20 protein-coding genes and 1 other RNA gene are annotated in these 24,186 nt (G+C 66.4%); 9 read left to right on the forward strand and 12 right to left on the reverse strand.

Annotation, left to right across the window (positions count from 1 at the left end; genetic code table 11):
* Window positions 1-148 precede the first annotated feature (148 nt).
* The 3 genes from XcodCFBP4690_RS13200 to XcodCFBP4690_RS13210 all read right to left on the reverse strand — a co-directional run bounded on the left by XcodCFBP4690_RS13200 (window position 149) and on the right by XcodCFBP4690_RS13210 (window position 2,448).
* On the reverse strand, window positions 149-1,483 hold the full coding sequence (locus XcodCFBP4690_RS13200; protein WP_167394612.1) for a peptidoglycan-binding domain-containing protein: 1,335 nt from the start codon (window positions 1,481-1,483) through the stop codon (window positions 149-151).
* Window positions 1,484-1,617: 134 nt separating this feature from the next.
* A complete protein-coding gene (locus XcodCFBP4690_RS13205; RefSeq protein WP_104541393.1) occupies window positions 1,618-2,178 on the reverse strand; it encodes a hypothetical protein in 561 nt (186 codons plus the stop codon).
* Between the two features lie 194 nt (window positions 2,179-2,372).
* Window positions 2,373-2,448: non-coding RNA, sX9 sRNA (locus tag XcodCFBP4690_RS13210), on the reverse strand.
* 136 nt (window positions 2,449-2,584) lie between these two features.
* On the opposite strand from XcodCFBP4690_RS13210, the gene XcodCFBP4690_RS13215 reads away from it, so the two are divergent.
* Window positions 2,585-2,980, forward strand: a complete 396-nt coding sequence (locus XcodCFBP4690_RS13215) for a DUF779 domain-containing protein (protein ID WP_104541395.1) — start codon at window positions 2,585-2,587, stop codon at window positions 2,978-2,980.
* A 50-nt stretch (window positions 2,981-3,030) separates the two neighbouring features.
* On the opposite strand, the gene XcodCFBP4690_RS22740 is transcribed toward XcodCFBP4690_RS13215, so the two are convergent.
* The gene (locus XcodCFBP4690_RS22740) at window positions 3,031-3,192 is read right to left on the reverse strand and encodes a hypothetical protein (RefSeq protein ID WP_167394613.1); all 162 of its coding nucleotides are present in this window, start codon (window positions 3,190-3,192) and stop codon (window positions 3,031-3,033) included.
* A 152-nt stretch (window positions 3,193-3,344) separates the two neighbouring features.
* Here XcodCFBP4690_RS22740 and XcodCFBP4690_RS13225 point away from each other — a divergent pair, with 152 nt between their 5' ends.
* Genes XcodCFBP4690_RS13225 through ligD form a run of 3 tightly spaced genes read left to right on the forward strand, consistent with a single transcriptional unit; the run spans window position 3,345 to window position 6,881 of the window.
* Window positions 3,345-3,743 (forward strand): hypothetical protein, encoded by a 399-nt coding sequence (locus tag XcodCFBP4690_RS13225; protein ID WP_104541399.1) that lies wholly within the window; start codon window positions 3,345-3,347, stop codon window positions 3,741-3,743.
* Complete coding sequence (gene ku, locus XcodCFBP4690_RS13230; protein ID WP_104541401.1) at window positions 3,743-4,693, forward strand: non-homologous end joining protein Ku; 951 nt, start codon at window positions 3,743-3,745, stop codon at window positions 4,691-4,693. The genes XcodCFBP4690_RS13225 and ku overlap by 1 nt, the downstream gene beginning before the upstream one ends.
* Window positions 4,694-4,697: 4 nt before the next feature.
* Window positions 4,698-6,881: a DNA ligase D gene (gene ligD / locus XcodCFBP4690_RS13235; protein ID WP_244183655.1), complete on the forward strand. Its 2,184-nt coding sequence runs from the start codon at window positions 4,698-4,700 to the stop codon at window positions 6,879-6,881.
* 406 nt (window positions 6,882-7,287) lie between these two features.
* Here the strand turns inward: ligD and lldD are convergent, their stop codons facing one another.
* Entirely contained in the window at window positions 7,288-8,448 is a 1,161-nt protein-coding gene (gene lldD, locus XcodCFBP4690_RS13240; protein WP_104541403.1) for an FMN-dependent L-lactate dehydrogenase LldD, read from the reverse strand.
* A gap of 263 nt (window positions 8,449-8,711) precedes the next feature.
* Here lldD and XcodCFBP4690_RS23280 point away from each other — a divergent pair, with 263 nt between their 5' ends.
* Window positions 8,712-9,488, forward strand: a complete 777-nt coding sequence (locus XcodCFBP4690_RS23280) for a serine hydrolase domain-containing protein (protein WP_279628110.1) — start codon at window positions 8,712-8,714, stop codon at window positions 9,486-9,488.
* Window positions 9,424-9,921, forward strand: a complete 498-nt coding sequence (locus XcodCFBP4690_RS23285; protein ID WP_279628111.1) for a serine hydrolase — start codon at window positions 9,424-9,426, stop codon at window positions 9,919-9,921. The genes XcodCFBP4690_RS23280 and XcodCFBP4690_RS23285 overlap by 65 nt, the downstream gene beginning before the upstream one ends.
* A gap of 33 nt (window positions 9,922-9,954) precedes the next feature.
* Here XcodCFBP4690_RS23285 and XcodCFBP4690_RS13250 read toward each other — a convergent pair whose 3' ends face one another.
* The 3 genes from XcodCFBP4690_RS13250 to XcodCFBP4690_RS13260 form a co-directional block, all read right to left on the reverse strand.
* Complete coding sequence (locus XcodCFBP4690_RS13250; RefSeq protein ID WP_104541405.1) at window positions 9,955-11,472, reverse strand: carotenoid oxygenase family protein; 1,518 nt, start codon at window positions 11,470-11,472, stop codon at window positions 9,955-9,957.
* Window positions 11,473-11,496: 24 nt separating this feature from the next.
* Window positions 11,497-11,889, reverse strand: a complete 393-nt coding sequence (locus XcodCFBP4690_RS13255; protein WP_104541459.1) for a DUF2141 domain-containing protein — start codon at window positions 11,887-11,889, stop codon at window positions 11,497-11,499.
* A gap of 234 nt (window positions 11,890-12,123) precedes the next feature.
* The gene (locus tag XcodCFBP4690_RS13260) at window positions 12,124-12,690 is read right to left on the reverse strand and encodes a methyltransferase family protein (RefSeq protein WP_104541407.1); all 567 of its coding nucleotides are present in this window, start codon (window positions 12,688-12,690) and stop codon (window positions 12,124-12,126) included.
* 177 nt (window positions 12,691-12,867) lie between these two features.
* Here XcodCFBP4690_RS13260 and XcodCFBP4690_RS13265 point away from each other — a divergent pair, with 177 nt between their 5' ends.
* Together XcodCFBP4690_RS13265 and XcodCFBP4690_RS13270 are read left to right on the forward strand one after the other, a co-directional pair.
* Window positions 12,868-14,094 (forward strand): sensor histidine kinase, encoded by a 1,227-nt coding sequence (locus XcodCFBP4690_RS13265; protein WP_104541409.1) that lies wholly within the window; start codon window positions 12,868-12,870, stop codon window positions 14,092-14,094.
* Window positions 14,091-14,723, forward strand: coding sequence for a response regulator transcription factor (locus tag XcodCFBP4690_RS13270; RefSeq protein ID WP_104541411.1), 633 nt, complete (start codon window positions 14,091-14,093; stop codon window positions 14,721-14,723). The genes XcodCFBP4690_RS13265 and XcodCFBP4690_RS13270 overlap by 4 nt, the downstream gene beginning before the upstream one ends.
* A gap of 1,211 nt (window positions 14,724-15,934) precedes the next feature.
* Here XcodCFBP4690_RS13270 and XcodCFBP4690_RS13280 read toward each other — a convergent pair.
* Both XcodCFBP4690_RS13280 and XcodCFBP4690_RS13285 read right to left on the reverse strand, forming a co-directional pair.
* Entirely contained in the window at window positions 15,935-16,336 is a 402-nt protein-coding gene (locus tag XcodCFBP4690_RS13280) for a hypothetical protein (RefSeq protein ID WP_104541413.1), read from the reverse strand.
* A complete protein-coding gene (locus XcodCFBP4690_RS13285) occupies window positions 16,333-19,683 on the reverse strand; it encodes an nSTAND1 domain-containing NTPase (protein ID WP_104541415.1) in 3,351 nt (1,116 codons plus the stop codon). Before XcodCFBP4690_RS13285 ends, XcodCFBP4690_RS13280 begins: the two co-directional genes overlap by 4 nt.
* 283 nt (window positions 19,684-19,966) lie before the next feature.
* Here XcodCFBP4690_RS13285 and fabV point away from each other — a divergent pair, with 283 nt between their 5' ends.
* Window positions 19,967-21,184 carry an enoyl-ACP reductase FabV gene (gene fabV / locus XcodCFBP4690_RS13290; protein WP_104541417.1) on the forward strand — a complete coding sequence of 406 codons (1,218 nt, stop codon included), beginning with the start codon at window positions 19,967-19,969 and terminating at the stop codon, window positions 21,182-21,184.
* A 153-nt stretch (window positions 21,185-21,337) separates the two neighbouring features.
* On the opposite strand, the gene XcodCFBP4690_RS22455 is transcribed toward fabV, so the two are convergent.
* Both XcodCFBP4690_RS22455 and XcodCFBP4690_RS13300 read right to left on the reverse strand, forming a co-directional pair.
* Window positions 21,338-22,828 (reverse strand): ankyrin repeat domain-containing protein, encoded by a 1,491-nt coding sequence (locus XcodCFBP4690_RS22455; protein ID WP_146091901.1) that lies wholly within the window; start codon window positions 22,826-22,828, stop codon window positions 21,338-21,340.
* Window positions 22,829-22,983: 155 nt separating this feature from the next.
* Window positions 22,984-24,006, reverse strand: a complete 1,023-nt coding sequence (locus XcodCFBP4690_RS13300) for a sugar kinase (RefSeq protein ID WP_104541421.1) — start codon at window positions 24,004-24,006, stop codon at window positions 22,984-22,986.
* Window positions 24,007-24,186: the final 180 nt, after the last annotated feature.

Consider the following 24,186-nt stretch of genomic DNA (forward strand, 5'->3'; position numbering starts at 1 on the left):
CGAGGTGTGCAGCCCGCCCGCAGGGCGAGGCTGCACACCCTTGCCGATCGCCTGCGGATGAGCGTGCCGGCATCGACGTCTGCAAGGCCACGCTCCGGTGCAGTGCCAATGGCCGCATTGGAGCGTGCGTAATGTCAGAACTGGACGCCTACATCGCCATGGCGCGGTTGGTGTCGCGTGCGGGCGCCTGGTCGACACTGCCGGCCAGATCCTGTCGCAGTCTCTGCGTGGACTGTTCCAGGGTCTGCTGCGCTGCCTGATCGCGATCGACATAGGCGCGGCGGTGCGCCGGGTCGTCCAGCCGACCTTCCACCACGAACAACCCATCGCCGGCCTTGTTGGGGGTGACATGGTCGATGCGGCTCAGCCCGCTGAGGCTGGCGTCCTGCACCAGCGTGCCGGCGGTCTGCTCCAGTTCCTTGCGGTCCTTGAAGCCTCCCGAAGGACCGAGCTTTTCCAGCGCACCTAGCGCTTGCTGATACATCGGGTACTGCGGGTGCCCCTGGTCCGACAGCAGCAGTGGGCGCGATGCCTCGCTGCGCTGGCCCGGCACAGCGGTGGCTGCCTGGTCAGGCTGCCGAGGGTGTGCCGCGGCGAGCGCCTTGAAGGTGTCGCGGCCGACGATGCCATCGTCGCTCAGCTGGTGATCGCGCTGGAATGCCTGCACTGCCTCGCGGGTGCGGTCGCCGAACTTGCCATCGGCACCCAATGCCTGGCCACGGGCATCGGTGTAGCCCAGCGCATTGAGACGCTCCTGCAGCGCTTTCACTTCTGCGCCATGTTCGTCCTTGCGCAGAACGCCATCGGCCATGGGTGCGGCGCTCACGGCCGTGGCGCCTCCCGGGGCGGCAACCGTCCGACCGTTCCCGGAAATGTCCGATACCTGCGCCGGGCCGGTGAGATTGGGCTGTGCGTGCTGGGGGCGCTGATCGGTCGTGATCGCGCCGCTATCCATGTCGCGGATATAGCGGTCGGCCTGCGGCAGGTAGCTGGTGTTGATGTCCACATGCACGTGCTTGCCAAAGGCTCTGGGATCCCCTTTGTTGAAGCCGCCCTGGATGCCGACCGACTGCCCGTATTCGATCCGGTCACCTGTCTCCAGCTGCGTATTGCGCGGGTCCAGATGCCGATACTGGGCAATCATCTCGCGGCGCGGGTCGGAGGCTGGCTTGTCATAGATCTGCACGATGCCATCGCGTGGATCGACTTTGCCGATGTAACCGCTGGCAATGGCCGGCACTGGTACCTCGTCCAGATTGCCGGCTTTCAGCACAAAATCCTTGGAGACATAATGGTCGCCGTCATGCGAGACGGTTGCCGAGCCGCGGTAGTTGCCGAGTAGTTCTTCGCGTTCACCGTTGACTGTGGCATAGACGCGGCCACGCTCATTGCCGCGGGTAGGATGGTGGCGCTCAAGATCCGCATAGTCGTGAGCCGTTTGAACGCCGTGTCCTACCGACTCCACGATTCTATACCTGGGCATCGTACTTCTCCTTTGTCGATGGGCTTGACTCATTGCAGTCCCCGCAGCGCGGCGGGGACTGCAGCATTTGGAGCGGCCAACAAAACGTAGCGAGCGGTTGCCTGGCGGCCGCGTAGTCGTTTTGCCAGCTGCTCTTAGCGCAGATGCTGTGCCAACTGCCAGCAGTCCTGGGTATATTCGAATATATATGCTTCAGGCGCACCGAACGTCTTGAGGACTTCATCATCCGCGGAAAACTCCGCTCTGACAAAGTCCACGCGCATCCGGTCGCCCTCCAGCTTAAAGTCCAGCTTGACCCGGTCGAGTTCGCTCGGGTCCTTGTCCGGCTCGTTGTAGGACCAGCTGTAATCGATCAAGGTCAATCGAAACGGCTCGCTCTGGCGATTTACCAGCTTGGAGGGGTCACGCAGGTCTCGTTCTTCCACCACTGGGGCACTGTAGGCGGCACGCACCGCTGGATCGGCAACCATCGCCTCTAGAAACGCGGTGAATCCATCGTCGGTTTTCTTGCAGGCTCCCGGTGATAATTCGGGACGATGGGCGGCCGTGGCGGGGCGTGCTGTCGGTTCTGGCACGTCTGCAGCAGGCGTGGCCGCCGGGCCAGCCGTGTTGGTCGCCGTGGGAGTGGATTCAGGTGCCTGGCAGCCCTGCAGAAGCAAGGCCAGCAGGGCGGCAGTAATCAAACGTTGAGTCATGGTGGTGTTCCTTCCCTAGGACATTCAAGTTCATGGTGAACCGGCAGCGGGGCAGGAGCCGTGCGCCAGCTGCAGGCACGTCCGTCCCGCGCACGTTGGCAGGCAGTATAAAAATGGGATGTGAGGGAGGCTCTTACAGGGGCGCCCGGTTCGCTCGCCTCCATCGCATCGGCATCAGCGTTTGGATCTGGAGCGGCCAACAAACCGTAGCGAGCGGTCGTCAGGTGGGTGCGGACGGCGCGATGGAGCCGCAGTGTAAGCGTGGTACATGCCGCACCGAGCACCGACCGCGCCCGCCTGGCGGCCGCACAGTCGTGTTGTTGGGTGCTCTTATATGCATGCCAGTACGCGTGCCTGGCGTATCGTGCTCGGCGTGGCGGCCGGAGATGGCTGCGGGAGTGGGCCGATGCAAGACAGCAACACGCGAACTGAGTTACCGGCGCAGGTGATGGCAACGCTTGCCGCGCAGCAGTTGATCGACACGCTGCGTGCGCGGCATGGCGACCTGCTGTTCCATCAATCCGGCGGTTGTTGCGATGGCTCTTCGCCGATGTGCTTTGCAGTGGGCGATTTCATCGTGGGCGACCGCGATGTGCTGCTGGGGGAGATTGCCGGTGCGCCGTTCTACATCAGCCCATCGCAGTTCGCCTATTGGAAGCACACCCAGCTGATCATCGACGTGGTGCCCGGGCGCGGCGGGATGTTTTCGCTGGAGAACGGCGAGGGCGTACGATTCCTGGTGCGCTCGCGCCTGTTCAGCGACGAGGAGATGGCGCAGCTCTCGGCGGCCAGGCGGGTGTGATGCGCTGAGCCAGCATGCGCGGCTGGGAGATCAAACGAACGCGACAGGTGTCACGGTGTGCTGCCTGGCGTCTTGGCCGGGGTATCGTCATCGGCGGGAATCAGGGTGTCTGGCGCGTCGCCGGCGCCCCGGTCCTCGTACTGTTCGGCATCGCGTTTGCCGCGTTGCTCGCCCGGTTGGGCGGGTTGCTCGCGTAGGGGATCGCGGGTCATGGCCAGTCTCCTGCAGTCCATCGGAAAGCCCGAGTTCACCGCGCGCGCGGTGAAGGCCGCGCAAATCGCAAAATCCATGCACATCTCTCACGTATGGATCACGGCAGCGGCGGTACTGATGACAGCCCCATGCCGCACCGTGGAGCAGACCCATGCGCACCCTGGACCGCCGTCCCGACCGCCGCCTGTTCAGCGCCCACCTCGACCCCGCATCGCCCAGGCGCGCACAGCACAACGTGCTTGTTTCCGATCCGGTGGGTGTGGCCCAGGACTTCCACTATTACAGCCTGGCCGATTACCAGCGCCGCCGTCGCCGTGGCGGGCCGACCTGGCGCGATCTGTCGCCGGTCTATGCGTTTGCGCGCGTCACCCACGCAGCCGACTGGCCGCGTGGCGCCGATGCGCAGTGCGAGCAGGCGCTGGCGGCGCAATGGGAAAGCATGCGCGGCAGCTCGCGTCTGGATTGGCCGCATGCACGCGATATCGTCGAGGATGCCTGGCTGGCGCTGGACCATATTCCCGACGCCGCCGTCCACGGAGCAGCGCACTGATGGCACGACCGATCTGGACCGGCACGTTGTCCTTTGGCCTGCTCAATGTGCCGGTGTCGTTGATGTCGGGCGAACGCAAGGTGGATCTGCACTTTCGCATGCTGGATTCGCGCGATAAGAAGCCGATCCGATTCGAGCGTGTCAATGCCGATACCGGCGACGAGGTGCCATGGAAGGAGATCGTCAAGGCGTTCGAGTACGACAAGGGCAGTTATGTCATCGTCGAGGAACAGGACATCCGTTCGGCCGCGCCGGAGAGCCACGAAACCGTGGAAGTGGAAACCTTCGTCGACGCGGCCGACATCGACCCGCGCTATTTCGAGAAGCCCTACATCCTGGTTCCCGGCAAGAAAGCCGAAAAAGGTTATGTGCTGCTGCGCGAAACCCTGCGCGATACCGGCAAGGTCGGCATCGCCAAGGTGGTGATACGCACCCGTGAATACCTGGCCGCCGTGATGCCGCAAGGCGATGCCTTGATCCTGCTGCTGCTGCGCTACCAGCAGGAGCTGGTGGATCCGCAGGACTACAAGCTGCCGGCCGGTGCCGTGGGCGACTACCGCATCACCACCAAGGAACAGCAGATGGCCAGGCAGCTGATCGAATCGATGTCCGGCACCTGGCAGCCGGAGGACTACCACGACGAGTTCCGCGGCAAGCTGGAAAAGATCCTGCGCAAACGCATCCAGGCCAAGGGCGGCACCACCAAGGTGGAGGCCGAGCCACCGCAGCACGAAGACGCCACCACCAACGTGGTGGATTTCATGTCGCTGCTGCAGAAGAGCCTGCAGGCCAATACGCGTACGCCGGCCAAGAAGACCAGCGCTGCCGCCGCGTCGGCGCCGGCAAGGAGGACAGCCGCCAAGAAAGCCGCGAAGAAGGCGACCAAGAAGACTGCCAGCAAGGCGACCAAGAAGACGGCAAAGGCTGCCCCGCGCCGCAAGGCCGGCTAGGCCGATGGCCGCGCGCAACCGCAGGGCCAAGGTTCGCATCGACCCGCACCTGGCGCGTGGCTCTGGCAGTCCGGACAGACGCGCTACAACGGTCTCGCAAACCAGCAAGGTACCGAGCACCCGGCGCAAGCCGAACGACAGCCAGTGGCGCACCCGCGCACTCGCACTGGACGGTGCGCGTGACGCCCGCTGCCCCACCGGCCTGCGAGCGCAGCTGACCTTGCTGCGCGAACAGGCACCGGACGGCGATGCCTGGCTGCACGAAATCAAATGGGACGGCTATCGCCTGCTGGCCGATCTGGTCGACGGTAACGCGCAGCTGCGCTCGCGCAACGACCAGGCATGGACAGATCGCTTTGCGGAGGTCGTCGACGCCGTGCAGGCACTGCCGATACGCGATGCGCGGCTGGATGGCGAGCTGGTGGTGCTGGATGCGCAGGGGCGCAGCGATTTTTCGGCCTTGCAGCAGGCGCTCGACGGCACTGCGCCGCAACCCTTGCGCTACCTGGTATTCGACCTGCTTGGCGTGGCCGGAGTGGACCTGCGCAACACGCCGCTGGTGCAGCGTAAAGAGCTGTTGCGCGCGTTGCTTGGCCAGACGCCAGGCACGCTGGCCTATAGCGACCACGTGATCGGGCGTGGCCCCGACGTCTTCGCCGCCAGTGCCGACAAGGGCTGGGAAGGCATTGTCAGCAAGCGTGCGGAGGCGGTCCATCACGGTGGTCGCAGTGCCGACTGGGTCAAGACCAAGCACGCAGACAGCGACGAGTTCGTGGTGGTGGGATATACCGACCCCAAGGGCGCGCGCAACGGGTTCGGTGCGCTGCTGCTGGCGCAACCGGAGGGTAAAGCGCTGCGTTATGTGGGGCGTGTGGGCACCGGCTTCGATGCCGCGTTGCTTGGCGAGATCATCGCCCAGCTACGCGCGTTGCGCAGCGATACCGCCACGCTGGTATTGCCCGCGCATCTGCCTGGTCGCCCACGCGATGTGCATTGGGTACGGGCGGAGTTGATCGCCGAGATCGCCTTCCGCGGCTGGGCGCGGCAGGGCTTGTTGCGGCAGGCTGCATTCAAGCGGCTACGACCGGACAAGCCGGCGAGGGACCTGGGTGGCGACCGCGGCAGCCCCGGCACTGCAGCGCGCACCACCACACGTAAGCAGCGCGTCGCGCGCCAGGCCACGAGCAGCCAGGTGACCACGTCCAATGCAGCCGACGGGCCTGCGCAGGAACGCGTGAGCGATGTGCGCTCCAGGCGCAGCAGCACCTCAGCGGCAGTCGCCACGTCCGCTGCACGATCAGTCACGTCCCGTGCGGCGACCGGTGTATCCGCAGACGGCGTGACAGTGACCCATCCCGAGCGCGTGGTGTTTCCTGCGCAGGGCATCAGCAAGGGCGAGGTGGCCGCCTACTACCGCGCTGTGGCGCCGCTGGTGCTGGCCGAAGTGGCACGCAGGCCGCTGTCGTTGCTGCGCTGCCCCGATGGCGTGGGCGGCGATTGCTTCTTCCAGAAGCACCAGGCCCGTCAGCTGGGTGCGCATATCAAGACGGTCGCGCTCCAGCAGAAGAGCGGCACCGAGGACTATCTGTACATAAACGATGCGGCGGGCTTGCTCGAACTGGTGCAGATGAACACCCTGGAGCTGCATCCCTGGGGCGCAGGCATCGACGATCCGGAACGCCCGGACCGCCTGGTCTTCGATCTGGACCCGGGCGAGGGTGTCGCCTGGAGCGAGGTGGTGGCGGCAGCGCGCGACATCCGCACCAAGCTGCGGGCAGCGGGCTTGGAAAGCGTGGTGCGCCTGTCCGGCGGCAAGGGCCTGCACGTCGTGGTACCGATCGTGCCGGAGGCGAGCTGGGAGCAGGCGCGCGACTTCTGCGAGGCGTTTGCGCAGGCGCTGGCCACCCAGGCGCCGGAGCGCTACGTGGCGACCATGAGCAAGGCCAAGCGAGAAGGCGTGATCTTTATCGACTGGCTGCGCAACGGGCGCGGCAATACCAGCGTGTGCTCGTGGTCGCTGCGCGCACGCGAGAAGGCCACCGTAGCGGTACCGCTGCGCTGGGAGGAGCTGGGCAAGCTCAGCGGCCCGGATGCGTTTGCGTTGGACAAGGCGCTGCAGCGTGCCAGGCGTCAACGCCGCGACCCCTGGGCCAGCGTGTTGGCGCTCAAGCAATCACTCCCCAGCTAGCTGCTGCTCACGGCAGCGCACGTCCCGTAGGAGCGTGCCTGCGCGCGATAGCTGTCCCGGTAAAGCCCGGTCGCGCTCGGGCGCGCTCCTACGCAGAAAGCGGCCCACGTCAGTGCGACGTGATTGCGTGTATCGATAAATCTGCCGCGTCAGCAACCGCAAGAATCGAAATACGTAACCCGCAATGCTCGGACGATTCCCGATTCCCGATTCCCCCTTGGTGCGACGCCCCTTGGGTATGTCGATCAGTTTCCCGCGTCGGCGAACCTCAAGAATCGAAATAGTAAACGCGCGACGCTTTGACGAATCCCGAATCCCGAATCCCGAATCCCGAATCCCGAATCCCGAATCCCGAATCCCAAATCCCAAATCCCAAATCCCAAATCCCAAATCCCAAATCCCGGCATCAAGGCGACACCACCCCCTCGCGCGTCACCCGGCTCAGGGCATCGGCGCTGATCTCGGCGATGGAATGCGTGCCGGTCAGCGTCATCGCCACGCGCATTTCCTTTTCGATCAGCGTCAGCAGGTTTTCCACCCCGGCCTGTCCGCCTGCGGCCAGCGCATAGACGAAGGCGCGGCCCAGCAACACCGCATCGGCGCCGAGCGCGAGCATGCGCACCACGTCCAGCCCGCTGCGGATGCCCGAGTCCGCCAGGATCTTCAGCTCGCCCTTCACCGCATCGGCAATGGCCGGCAGGGCGCGTGCACTGGACAGCACACCGTCGAGCTGGCGCCCGCCGTGGTTGGAGACCACGATGCCATCGGCGCCGAAGCGCACCGCATCGCGCGCATCGTCCGGGTCCAGGATGCCCTTGATCACCATCGGCCCGGTCCAGAAGTCGCGGATCCATTCCAGGTCCTTCCACGAGATGGAGGGATCGAAGTTGGCCGCCAGCCAGCCGATGTAGTCCTGCAGGCCGGTGGGGCTGCCGCGGTAGGCGGAGATATTGCCCAGGTCGTGCGGTTTGCCGAGCAGGCCCACGTCCCAGGCCCAGCGCGGATGCGTCACCGCCTGCAGCATGCGTCGCAGCGATGCATTGGGCCCGCTCATGCCCGAATGCGCATCGCGGTAGCGCGCGCCCGGCGTGGGCATGTCCACGGTGAACACCAGCGTGGTGATGCCGGCGGCCTTGGCACGCTCCAGCGCGTTGCGCATGAAGCCACGGTCCTTGAGCACATAGAGCTGGAACCACATCGGCCGTTCGATCGCCGGCGCCACTTCCTCGATCGGGCAGACCGACACCGTGGACAAGGTAAACGCAATGCCGCGCGCCGCCGCCGCACGGGCGGCCTGCACTTCGCCGCGCCGCGCGTACATGCCGGTCAGCCCCACCGGCGCCAGCGCCACCGGCATCGCCAGCGTCTCGCCGAACAGTTCGGTGCTCAGGCTCAGGTCGGACATGTTGCGCAGCACCCGCTGGCGCAGCGCGATATCGGCCAGGTCCGCCACATTGCGCCGCAAGGTGTGCTCGGCATACGCACCGCCATCGATGTAGTGGAACAGGAACGGCGGCAGGCGCGCCTGGGCAGCGGCACGGTAGTCGGAAGCGGCGGAAATGATCATCGAGGACCAGGCGAGGCAGGGGAGCGGCCGAGTGTAAGGCGATCGGCATGCGAGGGCATCGCGCGGCCGGCCGGTCATCCGCTCCATGCCGGGGTTTTGCTCCGTGCATCGCCGGTTTCGTCGCCATTGGCAGGGCTTGGCCTCATGGCGCTGATCTCCGGTGCCTGCGGGCAGCAGGATGCAGTCGTGGCCCGCACGCCAATGCGGTCCTGTCCGCATCGGACATCGCAGGCTGCAGGGCGGCCATCCAGGAGACAGTGGCAATGCGCGCAGCGAAAACGATCGGACCGTCTGCATGGCTGGCAGCCAGCCTGGCCCTGGCCTGGATCGCAGACGCGCTGGCAGCCGATGCACCGATGGGGACCAGCGTGCCATCCAGCTTCGAACGGCGCATCGAGCAGCGCATGCAGGAGGCCGGCGTGGTCGGCATGGGCGCGGCCATCATCCGCGACCATCGCGTGGTGTGGAGCGCTGGCTTCGGTTTCGCCGATCGCGCACGCAACCTTGCCTTCACGCCGGACACGGTGATGAACATCGGCTCGGTCAGCAAGACCGTCACCGGCGTGGCGCTGATGCAGGCGGTGCAGGACGGCAGGCTGCAGCTGGATGCGGACATCAATTCCTACCTGCCGTTCGCCGTGCGCAACCCGCAGTTCCCGCAGGTGCCGATCACGCTGCGGCAGCTGGCCACGCATACCTCCAGCCTGGCCGACCGCTGGGAGGTCTACCGCGACACCTACCGCTGGGAAGGGGCCACGGCCGAGCCGCTTTCGGACTTCCTGCGTGGCTATCTGGCACCGGGCGGGCGCGACTATCTGCCGCAGAACTATCTGCCCAACCGGCCCGATACGCATCGCGCGTATTCCAATATCGGCGCGGGCCTGGCGGGCTATATCGTCGAGCGGGCGGTGGGCCAGCCGTTCGAAGCTACACGCGCGAACGCATCTTCGCGCCGCTGGGCATGCAGCGCACCGCCTGGCATGTGGCCGAGCTGTCGGCCGGCACGCACGCCATGCTGTATGTCGGCCACATGGGCCTGAGTGTGCCGGTGCGACCGTACGAACCTATCCGGACGGTGGCTTGCGCAGTTGCGTCAACGACCTGTCCCGGCTGTTCATCGCGCTGCTCGATGGTGGGCGCTATCAGGGCACCCGCATTCTCGATGCGGCCACCACCGCGGAGATGCTGCGTTTTCAGTGCGCCGGTAGCAACGTGCCCGACAACGTCGTCGTCAGCGAAAAGAATGCCGGCATCTTCTGGTCCACCAAGTTCAATGTCACCCGCATCGGGCATGGCGGCTCGGATCCGGGCGTGCGCGCAGAGATGCTCTCGGATCTGGACCACGCAAACGCGGTGGTGACGCTCAGCAATACCTCGCTGGACGGCAGCGACGCCAAGGCGCAGGTGGAGCTGTACGACATGCTGTGGGCGCACGCGCTGGAGCTGCGCCCACAGGCCGCGGCGGCGCGCTGACTGACAGCGCATCGGCCGACGCGGCGCGCCGCGCTAGGCGTTGAAGGCAAACTGCCCGTGGAATCCCAGCGGCACTGCGTACGGCAGCCAGGCTTCGGCGATGGGGCCCGCATCGACGTGGCGCGCGTCCAGCACCATCAGCCCGGTGCGTGCACGTCGGGTGTCCAGCACGGTGCCGACCAGCCAGCCATCGTCGGGACGGTCGCTGCCGGGCCGGGGCACGAACACGTGTTCTTCGGCCAGCACATGCGCGCCATAGCGATGCACCTGGCGCCGGTCGCGCTCCAGGTCGTAGGCCGCCACGGCATTGAGGAACGGCGACTGGTTCGGCCCGTCGATGCACGGCGCGTACAGGCGCGCACCTTGCGTGCCCGGCGTGCGGCGGTCGAACAGCGGCAGTTCCAGGTCGTCCACCGGATGCGCCTGCCAGTGCGCACGGCCACTGGCCAGGTCCAGATGCAGGCTGCGCAGCTGCACCGGGGCCGGCGCCGCCGCCGGGTCGCCGTGCATGGCCGCACGCATCGGCGAGCGCGCTTGTTCCGGGTCGGTATGCACGATGGCGCGCACCACGATGCGGTCGCGTTGCGCGTAGGCATCGGCGAAGTGGTAGGCCACCGCGAAGTCGGCCTCGAACCAGCGCGGCTGGTCCAGCGCATCCTTGGGCACCACCGCAATCCGGCACGGCGCCTCGGGCGTGAAGCGCAGTTGTTCGAAGAAGGCGCCGTCGCCATCCAGCCGCCGATACGGCGCCAGCACCAGGATCAGATGCCGCTGCGTCATCGCAAAGCTGTGCAGGTAGCCGGGCGCGTCGGTCTGCAGCAACTGCACGGTGCGCAGCGTGGCGTCGGCATTCAGATGCCATAGCAGCACGCCGGTGGCGCCCACGATGCTGATCGACCCGAAGTTCCAGGCGCTGCCGTCGGCATCGATCAGCGGATGCGCCGAGAACGGCATGGCTGCCAGATCTTCGCGCCAGGTCACCGGGCCGAGCGTGCCCAGTGCATCCGGGTCCACCTCGATCGCCGAACCGGCTTCCCACAGCGCAAACAGGCGGCCGTTGAGCCGCATCACCGAGGTATTGGCGGTATTGACGTCGTCGTTGTTGCGCGCCGGCTGCATGTCGGGCACCGAGGTGCCGGCGGCACGGTACAGAAAACGCCCGGCCTGTTGCTCCTGGGTGAACTTGTGGGTGGCCACCATGCGCCCCAGGTGCCGCACCTGGGGGCCGCCCAACTGCCAGCGATGCAGCATGCCGTCGCCATCGAACCAGTGTTCGTAGCGGAACCCGGCGCGCTCGGTCCAGGCAGGTCCATTGCGATACAGGCTGCCTGCCAGCCCGTCCGGCAGGGTGCCCTGCAGCGGCACGCTGGTCGGCCCCAAGGTGGCGCTGTCCACACTGCGCCAGCCCAGCAGCCACGGTGTGCGCTGCAACTGCGCATGAAACGCGGCAGCGTCCGCTGCATCGGCCGGCGCGCTGCGCAGTGCCAGGCTGCCGAGCGCGGCGCTGCCGGCGGCAGCCAGCACCGATTGCAGGAAGCGGCGGCGGTGCATGCGGTGCTCCTTTCGCGTGGCAGCTCAGCGCATCTGCACGGCGATGCGTTTACCGGCCGCCGGCAGCGCGAACACGATCTCGTCGAAGCCGGGTTTGCGCATGCCGGTGGGGTTGTTGCTGAAGCCGTAGCCTTCCACCGGCATGCCGATCAGGTTGGTATCCAGCTTGCCGTTGGCGTTCTCGTCGTGATTGATCATCACCGCATAGCGCCCCGGCGGCAGGTTCTTGAACTGGACATGCGGCGCGGTGCTGGCGATGGGCACTGTCTGCGCCTGCACCGGCGGCTGGCTGCCATCCAGTTGCGCGGCGCTGGCGATGACCGCGATACGCAAGGTGCCCTGCTGCGAGCGCAGCCCGGTGATGCCCACATCCAGCTCGACGGCGTAGGCGGCAGCGCTGCCGAGCAGGCCGACCAGGGCGGCGGCACAGGCAAGGGTGCGGGCAAGCATGCAATGCTCCTGACAGTGTTGGACGGCGAAGGCTGGGGCCGATGGTACGCAGCGGGTCACGGCCGTGGCGGTGGCGCCGGTCGCAGATCGGCCCATACGCAGCCTGCCCACACACTGCGGCAGGGCGTCGATCCCACGCCGTGCGGGGCCGAACCTGTGTGCGAGCCGGCGAAGTGCGTTCGTCCGCAGGAAGCGCTGGTTTCACCACACCAGCGGCAGCAGGCGATGGCTGTGCGCCGCGTACGCCGGGTAGGCGATGGGAAAGGCGCGCTGCAACGCGGCTTCTTCGATGCGGATGCGGCGCAGGAACGCCCAGGTCACCGGCAGCACGATCGTCAGCAGCGACGCGGCATTGCCCATGCCCAGCGCAAGCCCGTAGAAGGCCATCAGCGCGCCGGTGTAGGACGGATGCCGCAGCCAGCGATACGGGCCGCTGCGCACCAGCTGATGACCGGCCTGGATGGTGACATCCACCGTGAACCAGCGCGCCAGCACCGTGATGGCCCACACGCGCACCGCCAGCCCGCCGCCGATCAGCGCACACGCCGCCCACCGCAGCGGTTCCTGCCAGGCATGCGGCCAGTGCATGACGCCGGCAGACGCCAGCCCCACCGCCGCCGCAATGGACAGCGACAGCACCCGCCACAGCTGGCCCAGGGTGCCGCGGTCGTGCGCGCCGCCATCGGCCGCACGGCGTTGCTGGCGCAGCCACAGTTCGTAACCGATCCACAGCAGGCTGAGCGCGGTGAGCAGAGGGGATGCAGACATGGGAGAGCTCCGTAGTGGATGGAAGACAGCGTGGATGGATGACGAGGACGCAGACAGCAGGTAGCAGGTAGCAGACAGCAAGCGGTTGAGATGGCGGCAGCGCCACTGCCATCCAGCGCGTGGTCCATGCCAGGCGCTGCGCTGTTCTCACCTGGCATCGGTGTCCAGCGGCCAGTGATGCCACTGTGCCCAGCGCCGGTGCGACCCACAGGAGCCGCAGGTCATCGATCCCACCTGCCAGAAGTCACTTTCTGCGCGCACCCCATTGCCGGGCAGCGGCGCGGCGGTCAGCATCGCCGCATGAAACATGTCCTGCGCGAGGTGATCCAACCCCTGAGCCTGGCCGGGCTGCTGGCGATCGCGGCGGTGGCGCTGTCGTTCAACGCCATCCCGTCGACGCACGGTGGCTGGCGGTGGGTGGGCCTGGCCGGGTTTACCGTCCTGTTCCTGCTGCACGACCTGCTGCCGCGCCAGTACGTGGTGCGCAATGTGTCGTTGCTGCTGCAGGCCGCACTGGCGCTTGGCCTGACGGCGCTGCAGCCGCGTGCCGGCACCACCCCGGTACTGCTGGTCATGCTGGTGGCGCAACTGGCGATGGTGTGGCCGCCGCTGCGGGTGGTGGCGATGGCGCTGGCCATGAACGCGATCATGTACGCGGTGTTCGTGCGCGCCGGCTTCGACAACGCGCTGCTGTCGGTCGTCGTCTACGTCAGCTTCCAGGCGTTTGCCGCGCTCACCGCCTATTACGCGCGCAGTGCCGAGCGCGCGCGCGACGCATTGGCCTACGTCAACGCCGATCTGCTGGCCACGCGCGCCTTGCTGGCCGACAGCGCGCGCGATGCCGAGCGCCTGCGGCTGGCGCGCGAGCTGCACGACGTGGCCGGGCACAAGCTCACCGCCATGCGCATCAATCTGCGCCTGCTCGCCGCCGACCCGGCACTGGCAGGGCGCGACGACATCCGGGTGGTGGAGCAGCTGTCTGCCGACCTGTTGTCGGACATCCGCAACGTGGTGCAGTCCTTGCGCGATGACCACGGCCTGGACCTGCACACCGCCCTGCGCGCGCTGGCCGCACCGTTCCCGCGCCCGGCGTTGCGGCTGCAGATCGATCCCGACGTGCGCGTGACCGACGCCCGCGTGGCCGAGCTGCTGCTGCGGCTGGTGCAGGAGGCACTGACCAACGCGGTGCGGCATGCCGATGCCAACGAAGTGGCCGTGCACCTGCAGTGCCAGGACGCGCAGCTGCGCGTGGACATCCACGACGACGGCCACCGCGCCGAGCGCATCCGCGAGGGCAACGGCATCACCGGCATGCGCGAGCGGCTGGCGGCCCTGCACGGCCAGCTGCAGCTGGAGCGCACCGCGCAGGGCGGCATGCATCTGATTGCTACACTGCCGCGATGAGTCCACTCCGCATCGCCCTGGCCGACGACCAGGTCCTGGTCTGCGCCGGCCTGCGCGCCTTGCTGCAGCAGCAAGGCGTTGCGGTGGTCTGCGAGGCCGACGACGGGCAGGGCCTGCTGGACGCGCTGGCCACCACCACGGTGGACGTGGTGCTCAGCGATATCCGCATGCCCGGCATCGACGGCATCCAGGCGCTGCAGCAACTGCGCGCCCGCGGCGACCGCACCCCGGTGCTGTTGTTGACCACCTTCGACGACAGCGACCTGCTGCTGCGCGCCAGCGAGGCCGGCGCGCAGGGCTTCCTGCTGAAGGACGCCGCACCGGAAGACCTACGCGACGCCATCGCCCGCGTCGCCGCCGGCGACACCCTGCTGCAGCCGGTCAGCACCGACCCGGTGCGCGCCCGCTACCAGTTCCGCGACCAGCAGGCCCCGCGCGAGACCTTCAACGAACGCGAGGTCGCCATCCTGCGCCTGCTGGCCGGCGGCTACTCCAACAAGGAGATCGCCCGCACCTTGTTCCTGGCCGAGGGCACGGTGAAGAACTACGTGTCCGCCATCCTGGAAAAGCTCGGCACCCGCGACCGCACCCGGGCGGTGTTGAAGGCGATTACGTTGCGGGTGATTTGATTGCCTGGAATCGGGAATCGGGAATCGGGAATCGGGAATCGGGAATCCTAAGCCCCTCTCCCTGCGGGAGAGGGGTTGGGGAGAGGGTAAGGGGCGAAGCCACCTAGCAATGGATCACACCAGGCTTCGCCCGTACCCTCATCCGCCCTTACGGGCACCTTCTCCCGAAGGGAGAAGGAAAGCATCAAGCCCGCTCCTGCCGGGGGCGAGAAGGCACCGCTTGCGCGCCACTGGCGCGCGTGCCTTGGAGCGCCCGCGCTGCTGGCGCGGGCTGGCGTGAGGGGGCGGGGCGAAGCCACCTAGCGATGGATCACACCAGGCTTCGCCCGTACCCTCATCCGCCCTTACGGGCACCTTCTCCCGAGGGGAGAAGGTAAGCATCAAGCCCCTCTCCCTGCGGGGCGAGAAGGGACCGCTTGCGCGCCACTGGCGCGCGTGCCTTGGAGCGCCCGCGCTGCTAGCGCGGGCTGGGGCGCGGAGCGGGGGTTGGGATGAGGGGACGGGGCGAAGCCACCTAGTGATGGATGACACCAGGCTTCGCCCGTACCCTCATCCGCCCTTGCGGGCACCTTCTCCCGAGGGGAGAAGGTAAGCATCAAGCCCCTCTCCTGCGGGGCGAGAAGGCACCGCTTGCGCGCCACTGGCGCGCGTGCCTTGGAGCGCCCGCGCTGCTAGCGCGGGCAGGGGCGCGGAGCGGGGGTTGGGGTGAGGGGACGGGGCGAAGCCACTCGGGACACCCGTAGGTCCCCGAATGGGGCTGAGCTATCTATTTGTTTTATATGAAATTTAAAGCGTCAATCAGCCTCAGGCAGCAACCGTAAGGTTGCCGTCAGGTCAGGCGCCGCCCCAGACAGCAAGGTCGTCCGGCGGCCTCTGGAGCCGCCCGGAACCGCGTCGCGCTCCGGCCTGCTGCGGAGCCCGTCATGCGCCCCTTCCGATACCTTGCCTTGCGGTTGATCGTGGCTGTCATGGTCGTCTGGTCGTTCCCGACCCAGGCCGAATTGCCCGGTCCGTGGGTCCAGGCCGCCCTGCTGGCTCAGACGCCGGGTTGAGGCTGCTGCACGCCGTCGCCGGTACGACGCTGGCGTGCCGGACCAGTGGTCCATGGGCAGAGGGAGTGGCTGGGCGAGGACCGCCGTCGGCGGCCCTCGCGGTGCTGCGTGGACCGATGCCGGTGGGGGATGCACATCCCCGTCCCGGCGAGGGCAGGTTCACGGGGTGATCTGCGGATCGTTGCCCACCTCGGGGTCGCAGCTGAAGGTTTCGTGGCGTTGAAGGTCTTCGACGACCACCATGAAGAAGATCAGCGTGGAGCGATCGTTGGCATTGCGGAACGAGACCCAGCGGCCGTCGCGGTCGTACTTGATGTTGCTGATCTGGTTCTGCGAATCGGAACTGATCAGGTTGCGGATCTTGAAGTTGAAGCCCACCGCGTCGTCGAACCGGTAGCACATGGTGACATTGCGCTGGTCGCCGGGCACCAGCATCAGCCCTGGCTTGAAGTGGTACTGGTACTTCCCGTGGCCGGTATTGCCGCCGATTTCCACATACGCCACCGACATGTCGCAATGAATGTGCGTCTCGGGGTGGCACTTGGTTTCCTGTTCCGTCATGACGAGGTCTGTTCCTTGGGGAGCGGGGCATAGAAGGAAACGAACCCCGGATGACGGTAGCCCGCCTGATACAGCCACCCGAGTTGGTGCATGACTATCGCCTGCCGACCCAGATGGATCTGCGCGCGGATCCAGGGATCGAGCAAGGCCTTGTTGTGGCTGGCGCCGGCGTCCTGGCCCAGCACCGCCACCGCGCGTTCCCAGCATTGGCGCGCTGGACCGGCCTGGCCGGTTGCGGCGTGTTGCTCTCCTTGCCACACCAGTGCGTGCGCCAGGGTGGTCGGCCCCAGCGGATCCTGCGGCCGCGCGCGATGCAGCGCCTCCAGCCGGGCGACGCTGGCCTGCAGGGCTGCCGCGCGCGCGGGCGATGCGGCCGGCTGCAGATACGCCAGGCGCAAGCCGATCACCGCATCCAGCCATTGCCATTCCGGTAGCGCCTGGCCTTGCTGCAGCAACGGTGCCAGGCGTTGCCGGGCCTGCTGCAACGCAGTTTGGCCCTGTGCAGGGCGTCCATCCAGTGCCGTCGCCCAGCCGATCTGCGCGTAGGCATGGGACAGGTCGCGCTGCCATTGCAGGTTGTCCGGTTGCAGGGCGACCAACGGTTGCAGGATCGCCACGGTGGCCTGCGCATCGGCCTGGGCCTGTGCGGTCTGACCGCGCGCCAGCGCCAGGTTGGATGCCAGCAGCAACGAGGTGGCCAACCGCCGCCGCCATGTGTCGGCATCCGGCGTGGCCGCCACCAGCGTGCGCAGCATTGCGATCTGTTCGCGGTACCCGGCTTCGGCATCGGCCAACAGGCCTTGGGTTTCCTGTGCGGAGCTGCGCCACGACAGGCCATTGATCAACTCATAGCGCACGCTGGTGTTGCCCGGCGCGGCGGCCAGCACCTGCTGCTTGAGCGCGATCGAGCGGGTGAACAGGGGAATGGCGCTGGCCGCAGCGCCCTGGTTCTGCGCCAGCGAACCGAGATTGGTGAGCGCGTAGGACAGCTCCAGCTGCCAGCGCGGGTCGTGCGGGGCGGTGCGCTGCAGGGCCTCGGCAATGGCCAGGTAGCGCGACCAGTGCTCGCGCGCCACTGCCGGTTGCTTGCGTTGGTACGCAAGATACCCGCGCCAATAGGCGGCCTGCCCTGTCTCTGCGCGCGCTTCCAGCAGGTTCGGAGCATGCTGCACTGCCTGCTCGGCGATGCGCGAGGCACGCAGGAACGCCGCCTGCGCCTGATCCAGCTTGCCCTGGTTCATCAATACCTCGCCGGTGGTGCGCAGGGCACGGGCGTGGTTGACCAGCTCGGTCGGCTGCATGCCGATACTCGGCAGGTTTTCCAGATAGCGCAGCGCGCGGCTGCCCACGCTGTCGAGCAACTTGAGGTTGCCCACCGTGCGCAACTGCTCGGCCAGGTCGCCCAGCATGTAGCTCACCAGTTGCTGCGCCTGGTCGCGGCGTTCTTCTGCCGCCTGCTGCGCCTGGCGCGCCTGCCAACCCAGCAGCAGCGATGCGCTGGCCAGCAGCACCAGCAAGCCGGCGGCGGCGCCATACAGGCCGCGACGGCGCTGCTGGGAGCGCTCGCAGGCACGCAGAAAGGCCAGCTCCGCTGCGTCCAGATCCTGCGGCATGCGCCGCGCCGCTTCGCGCGCTTCGCTCAGCGGGCGCCCGCTGTTGAGCAGGTGATCGCTGCGCCGGCCTTCGGCGGCCCAGCGCTGTGCGGCCAGTTGCAGCCGCTTGCGCGCCTGCAGCAGGCGACGGTTTTCGTGGATCCACTCGGCCGCGCGCGGCCACTGCCGCAGCAGCGCTTCGTGCGCCACCGCGAAGCCCGGTTCGCCGGCCACCAGCTCGCTGACGAACAGGCGCGCCTGCACGAAGGCATCCACCAGCGTGCGCACCGCGCTGGCATCGGGCAGCGCCGACCACAGCGCACGCCGCGCGGTCACCGCGTCGCTGTCGGGGTGGATCACGCTCAGCAGTGTCAGTACCTGGCCCAAGGCGGCCTGCGCAGTGGCCGGCAATGCGCCGAAGGTGCGTTCGGCGTGATGCGCGAGTGCACCCTCCAGCCCGCCCAGGGCGCGGTAGGCCGCGAAGGTCAGCAGGCCGTCGTCGCTGCGTTGCGCATGCAGCGCATGCAGCAGGTGTTGCAGCAACGGCAAGGCATCGGGCTGGCGCGCGGTGGCATCGCGCAGCACATCGTCCAGATGGCTGGCGCTGTCGCGGTCCTGCTCGAAGCGCAGCCCCGCCATGGCGGCGGGCACGCGGATGATCTGGCCGATCTCGCCATCGCGCGGCGGCAACAGGTCCACATGCCCGTCGCCGCGCTTGCGTTCCACGATCTCCGGCACCGCATCGATCAGGCGCGGGTAGAAGTCGCTGCGCGTCAGCATCAGCACCGCCACCTGCGTGCCGCCGCACAAGGCCTGCAATGCCGCCGCCAGTGCGGCGCGGTCGGCATCGGTGATGCCGGGTGTGGCCACCATCGCCTCGGCATGGTCGATCACCAGCAGCAGATGCCGTTGCGCCGCTGCGCCTTCGCGTGGCGGTGCAGCGTGACGCATCGCTTCGGCAATGGCCGCATGCAGCGGTGCAGGGCGCTGCAGCCAGTCCGGCAGCAGCGCCATCTGCGCCGGCGAGAACACCGCGCGCTGGCCCGGCTCCCATCCGGCAAGTGCGCGCGCCAGGGTGTCCAGCACATCGCCGCCGCGGCACTGGGCCAGGTTGCAATACGCCACCGCCAGCGCTTCCAGCCCGTCCAGCCCGCCCGGCTGGGTCAGCAGCGGCACCACGCCGGCACGCAGCAACGAGGTCTTGCCGCAGCCGCTGGCGCCACTGATCAGCACCAGGCCGCGCTGGCTGTGCAACTGCGCACGCAGCGCCGCCGCCACCTGCGCAATGGCATGGCTGCGGCCGAAAAACACCTGCGCATGCGCCGGGTCGAACGCCTGCAGGCCCACATACGGGCTGCCGTGGCTCCAGGTCTGAGTACCCAGCACCGCGCCGCGGTAATCCTCGGGAAACACCACCTTCGGCAGCAGCCGGTACCCGCGCTTGCGGATGGTTTCGATGAAGCGCGGCTGGCGGCTGTCGTCGCCGAGCTTGCGGCGCAACTGGGCGATGGTCTTGTGCACCGGGTTGTCGCCATAGAAGCTGCCGTGCCACACCTCGATCAGCAACTGCTCGGCACTGACCACCTCGCCGGCGCGTTCGGCCAGCGCGATCAGCACTTCCATCATGCGCGGTTCCAGCGCGATGGTCTGGCAGTCGTCGATCACCAGCAACCGTTCCGGTTCCACCAGCAACGCGCCCAGGCGGAAGCGCGGCACCGAGCCAAGTTGCGTGACGCGCTCGCTACGAAGGGACATGCACTCGGACACCGGTCGCACAGCTGGAAGGGGCCTTGACGATCGCCACCAGGCGCGGCCAGGCGCAGCACGGCAGGGACGGAAACGTAGCATAGCCGGCGCCGGTGGACTTCGATTGCGGTCGCTGTTCGCGGCGGCGTGGGCCGGCGATGGTGCGGCCAACGGTGCGTGGCCGGCGGCCACCACGCGCATCCATACAGCAGCGTGTGTTGCGCATCAGGCTGTTTCGCATGCGCCACACGCTCTAAGATGCCGCCAGCATCTTGCTGACCAGGAGTCCACGTTGATCATCCATCCCAAAGTGCGCGGCTTCATCTGCACCACCACGCATCCGATCGGTTGCGAGCGCAATGTGCTCGAACAGATCGCCGCCACCCGCGCGCGCGGCGTGCGCACCGACGGCCCGAAGAAGGTGCTGGTGATCGGCGCATCCAGCGGCTACGGCCTGGCCTCGCGCATCACGGCCGCGTTCGGCTTCGGCGCCGACACGCTGGGCGTGTTCTTCGAAAAACCCGGCAGCCCCACCAAGGCGGGCACCGCCGGCTGGTACAACTCGGCCGCCTTCGACAAACACGCCAAGGCCGCGGGTCTGTACAGCAGGTCGATCAATGGCGATGCGTTCTCCGATGCGGCGCGCGCGAAGGTGATCGAGCTGATCAAGACCGAGATGGGCGGCCAGGTGGACCTGGTGGTGTATTCGCTGGCCTCGCCGGTGCGCAAGCTGCCCAGCAGCGGCGAAGTGAAGCGCTCGGCGCTCAAGCCGATCGGCAGCACCTATACCGCCACCGCCATCGACACCAACAAGGACACCATCATCCAGGCCTCGATCGAGCCGGCGACCGAGCAGGAGATCGAAGACACCGTCACCGTGATGGGCGGGCAGGACTGGGAACTGTGGATCGATGCGCTGGACGGCGCCGGCGTGCTCGCCGACGGCGCGCGCAGCGTGGCCTTCAGCTACATCGGCACCGAGATCACCTGGCCGATCTACTGGCACGGCGCGCTCGGCAAGGCCAAGGTGGACCTGGACCGCACCGCGCAGCGCTTGAACGCGCGCCTGGCCAGCCGTGGCGGTGGCGCCAATGTCGCGGTGCTCAAGTCGGTGGTCACCCAGGCCAGCGCCGCAATCCCGGTGATGCCGCTGTACATCTCCATGGTCTACAAGATCATGAAGGAAAAAGGCCTGCACGAAGGCACCATCGAGCAGCTGGACCGCCTGTTCCGCGAGCGCCTGTACCGCGAAGACGGCCAGCCGGCCGAAGTGGATGACGAAAACCGCCTGCGCCTGGACGACTGGGAGCTGCGCGACGACGTGCAGGACGCCTGCAAGGCGCTATGGCCGCAGGTCACCACCGAGAACCTGTTCCAGCTCACCGACTACGCCGGCTACAAGCACGAGTTCCTCAAGCTGTTCGGCTTCGAACGCAGCGACGTGGACTACGACGCCGATGTGGATCCAGACGTGAAGTTCGATTGCATCGAGGTTGCGACGCAAACGTGAGGACTTTAAAGCGGTTATTAAAAACCTAGCGAGCAGTCGCCAGGAGGGCGGGGAGCGAGCGCAGAAACTGCCGTGTACGTTAGTGCATGGCGATTTCGACCGCCGGCCGCGCCCGCTTGGCGGCTACGCAGTCGTTTTGTTAGTAGCCTTTCGTCAAACAGCCGAACTCCTGGTTAATGGCAGGCTTCTCAGATATGAATTGAACTCCTGCAATTGCTCAATCGAGGCATTTTCGATGGCTGAACGCATTTCACAGGGAGCGTTTCCGGTCTTGAGAGCCAGCGCGTCAACGAGCGCGGCTTCGAACTGCGCGCGTTGACCTGATGTCAGATAGTGAGCAGGCGGCGATTGAGCTGCCCGTTGCTTCAGTCGAATCGTGACGTCCTCGGAGATGATTACACCGCGTGCTATACAGCCGAGGCTAAGTGTCGAAAGATCCCGCAAGTCACGCACTTCGACCTCTTTGAGTTTGCCACCCTTAGGAGAACCGCTCAAAGGATGATTTCCGTCCTGATACGAATAGCTCTTGGAACCCTTGGGAGGCTTGTACTCAATTCTGTGAGATTGCAACTCGAAAATTTTTTCAAAGCCAAAGACCACCGGCACGACACGCCCTTCGTTGATCATCGCAAGGAACGGTGTTTTGCCGTTTTCGAGTTTTTTCTTCAACTCCATGGCTGCCTGCTGGTAGAGCTCCACCAGTTCTCGTCCTCGGATTACTTTGGTGGTCGCCTGCCCGATTTCAATCGTTAACGATGACGGGAGTTTTATGGCCTCAAACATTTCATGCAGGGAAGCCTGATCGAAGCGGGGATTTTCGAACGACCCGGTCTTGTGCAGTACTTCTCCTAGATGATCCACAACTTTTTGCAAGAGATGGTGAGCACTGGCGACCTCGATCTTTTCGGGGGTACCTTGCATATCCAGAGGCATTTTTTTCGCCAGCCCGTCCAGCATGGCTTGCGTCATCCGATACTGAAATCCACGGCTGCCTGCAGTGGATGACTTCCACCCATGGCCGTTCGAGTAGGAACGAGCGTTTCTGCGTAAGTCAGTGCGTGTGGTCACTTCGCTGGGTGAAGCTGGCGTCCTATCTGAAAAAAATACCTTGCCTTCGAGGGATTGCGTTCCTCCTTTCGCATCATTGACCCCAGCCATCAGCTCACCAGATACAAGAATCTCTAAACCCCATGCACTTCCATGAAATGCTTCCGGCTTGGCATAGCCAGGCGGAGCCGACAAATTCTGGGAGCGCAACAGTGCATTACGGATGACTTGACTCGAACTCACATCGAGAGTCATCGAGTCGAGGATATCGAGCGGTGTTCGACGGTTGTTATCCAGATGCACTGGCCTCAGGCCCAAACTGACAAGCTCGTTGACGGAAGCAATGTCTGCAGTGGCGACTGCGGAGTGCAAGCGCATATCAGCCGGCCCAGCCATGGTGGGCTTCGCTGGTGTCGCGTCTTGTGTCTTGCGACGCTGTCGTCTCATCTCCATGAGCCTAGACAGCGCATCCGTTCCTTGCGGCCGCACTGGTTGGGATAAAGTGACCTCATGATGACTGTGCGCACGCTCTTCGTTTGAAGGCGAGGATGTGTCCACGTATTGCGGGGTGGACGATGAGCAGTCTGGAGTTTTCATGACGGTAATCACTTGAAAGGTAAGCGTTGCAGACCCCATTGTCATTGCGGTGTAGGTCGTTACGGCTACGACAGCGCAATCTTTCAGAATTTATCGGTGTCGAGCACTTGGAAAGTTCGATAACACGCACTTTCGAATCGGTTCGCGAAATTTATTTAACGCCGCACATCAAACCGCGCATCCCCCACGCAGGCCTGCACCTCGGCCACCGACAGCGGATTGAAATCGCCGGGAATCGAATGCTTCAAACAGCCGGCAGCCAGGCCGAAGCGCGCCGTGTCCTGCAGCGGCCAGCCCTCGATCAGGCCGTGCAGCACGCCGGCGGCAAACGCGTCGCCGCCGCCGATGCGGTCGATGATCGGGGTGAGTTCTTCGCTGGGCACATGCGCCAGCGCGCCTTCGCGCGGCACCAGCATCGCACCCAGGCTGTGGTGGTCCACGTTGTGCGCCACACGCTGGGTGCACGCCATCAACTGCAGCTGCGGGAAGGCGGCAAACGCCTGCTGCGCGGCCGCTTCCACCCGCGCTTCCAGCGTGCCCTGCGGAAACTGCCCACCCAGCACCACGCCGATGTCGCGGTAGTCGGCAAACACCACATCCGCGCAGTCAAACAGCTGGTGCAGGATGCCGCGCGCATCGCCCTGCCAGCGCTGCCACAGCTTGGGCCGGTAATTGCCGTCGAAGGAGACCTTGACCCCGGCCGCACGCGCGGCGCGCGCTGCCGCCAGCGTGGCCTGCGCAACGTCGGCGCCCAGCGCCGGGCTCACCCCGGACAAGTGCAGCCACTGCACGCCCTCTAGCAGGGCCGGCCAGTCGTAGGCATCGGCAGGCGCCAGCGCAAAGGCCGAGTCGGCGCGGTCGTAGACCACTTCGCTTGGGCGGTGGATCGCGCCGGTGGTCAGGAAGTACAGACCCATCCGGCCCTCCACCCGCCGTACGTGGCGGGTGTCGACATCGTGCCGGCGCAGTTCGCCCAGCACCGCCGCACCCAGCGGGTTGTCGGCCACCGTGCTCACCATGGCCACGTCATGGCCAAAGTGCGCCAGCGAAACGCCGACGTTGGCTTCGGCGCCCCCGCAGTGCACGTCCAGTCGCGGCTGCTGCAGCAGCAACTCGTGCCCAGGCGCCCCCAGGCGCAACAACAACTCACCAAAACACAGGATGCGGGCTCGACTCATGCGGCAGTACCTCGGCTGTGTGGTGCGTCACGGGGTGGGGGAACCGCAGCGCGTTAAGATGACCATCGGTGTCATTCTAGCCCTGCCTGGAGACGGTCGGACAGACCCAGCATGCGACACGAGGTGACGGCCTGCGCCCCATTTAGGCGAAATCGGGACGCATTTCTGCTGCGCTGCAAG

Source organism: Xanthomonas codiaei, assembly GCF_002939785.1.
GTDB lineage: Bacteria > Pseudomonadota > Gammaproteobacteria > Xanthomonadales > Xanthomonadaceae > Xanthomonas > Xanthomonas codiaei.

Excerpts from the sequence above, each read along its gene's own strand:
- XcodCFBP4690_RS13200 (WP_167394612.1), bottom strand. The coding sequence starts at position 1,483 with ATGCCCAGGTATAGAATCGTGGAGTCGGTAGGACACGGCGTTCAAACG.
- XcodCFBP4690_RS13265 (WP_104541409.1), top strand. The coding sequence starts at position 12,868 with ATGCCACTGTGCCCAGCGCCGGTGCGACCCACAGGAGCCGCAGGTCAT.
- XcodCFBP4690_RS13285 (WP_104541415.1), bottom strand. The coding sequence starts at position 19,683 with ATGTCCCTTCGTAGCGAGCGCGTCACGCAACTTGGCTCGGTGCCGCGC.
- XcodCFBP4690_RS13205 (WP_104541393.1), bottom strand. The coding sequence starts at position 2,178 with ATGACTCAACGTTTGATTACTGCCGCCCTGCTGGCCTTGCTTCTGCAG.
- XcodCFBP4690_RS22455 (WP_146091901.1), bottom strand. The coding sequence starts at position 22,828 with ATGAAAACTCCAGACTGCTCATCGTCCACCCCGCAATACGTGGACACA.
- lldD (WP_104541403.1), bottom strand. The coding sequence starts at position 8,448 with ATGATCATTTCCGCCGCTTCCGACTACCGTGCCGCTGCCCAGGCGCGC.
- XcodCFBP4690_RS13215 (WP_104541395.1), top strand. The coding sequence starts at position 2,585 with ATGCAAGACAGCAACACGCGAACTGAGTTACCGGCGCAGGTGATGGCA.
- XcodCFBP4690_RS13300 (WP_104541421.1), bottom strand. The coding sequence starts at position 24,006 with ATGAGTCGAGCCCGCATCCTGTGTTTTGGTGAGTTGTTGTTGCGCCTG.
- XcodCFBP4690_RS13280 (WP_104541413.1), bottom strand. The coding sequence starts at position 16,336 with ATGACGGAACAGGAAACCAAGTGCCACCCCGAGACGCACATTCATTGC.
- ligD (WP_244183655.1), top strand. The coding sequence starts at position 4,698 with ATGGCCGCGCGCAACCGCAGGGCCAAGGTTCGCATCGACCCGCACCTG.
- XcodCFBP4690_RS13250 (WP_104541405.1), bottom strand. The coding sequence starts at position 11,472 with ATGCACCGCCGCCGCTTCCTGCAATCGGTGCTGGCTGCCGCCGGCAGC.
- XcodCFBP4690_RS23280 (WP_279628110.1), top strand. The coding sequence starts at position 8,712 with ATGCGCGCAGCGAAAACGATCGGACCGTCTGCATGGCTGGCAGCCAGC.
- ku (WP_104541401.1), top strand. The coding sequence starts at position 3,743 with ATGGCACGACCGATCTGGACCGGCACGTTGTCCTTTGGCCTGCTCAAT.
- XcodCFBP4690_RS13225 (WP_104541399.1), top strand. The coding sequence starts at position 3,345 with ATGCGCACCCTGGACCGCCGTCCCGACCGCCGCCTGTTCAGCGCCCAC.
- XcodCFBP4690_RS13270 (WP_104541411.1), top strand. The coding sequence starts at position 14,091 with ATGAGTCCACTCCGCATCGCCCTGGCCGACGACCAGGTCCTGGTCTGC.
- XcodCFBP4690_RS13260 (WP_104541407.1), bottom strand. The coding sequence starts at position 12,690 with ATGTCTGCATCCCCTCTGCTCACCGCGCTCAGCCTGCTGTGGATCGGT.
- XcodCFBP4690_RS22740 (WP_167394613.1), bottom strand. The coding sequence starts at position 3,192 with ATGACCCGCGATCCCCTACGCGAGCAACCCGCCCAACCGGGCGAGCAA.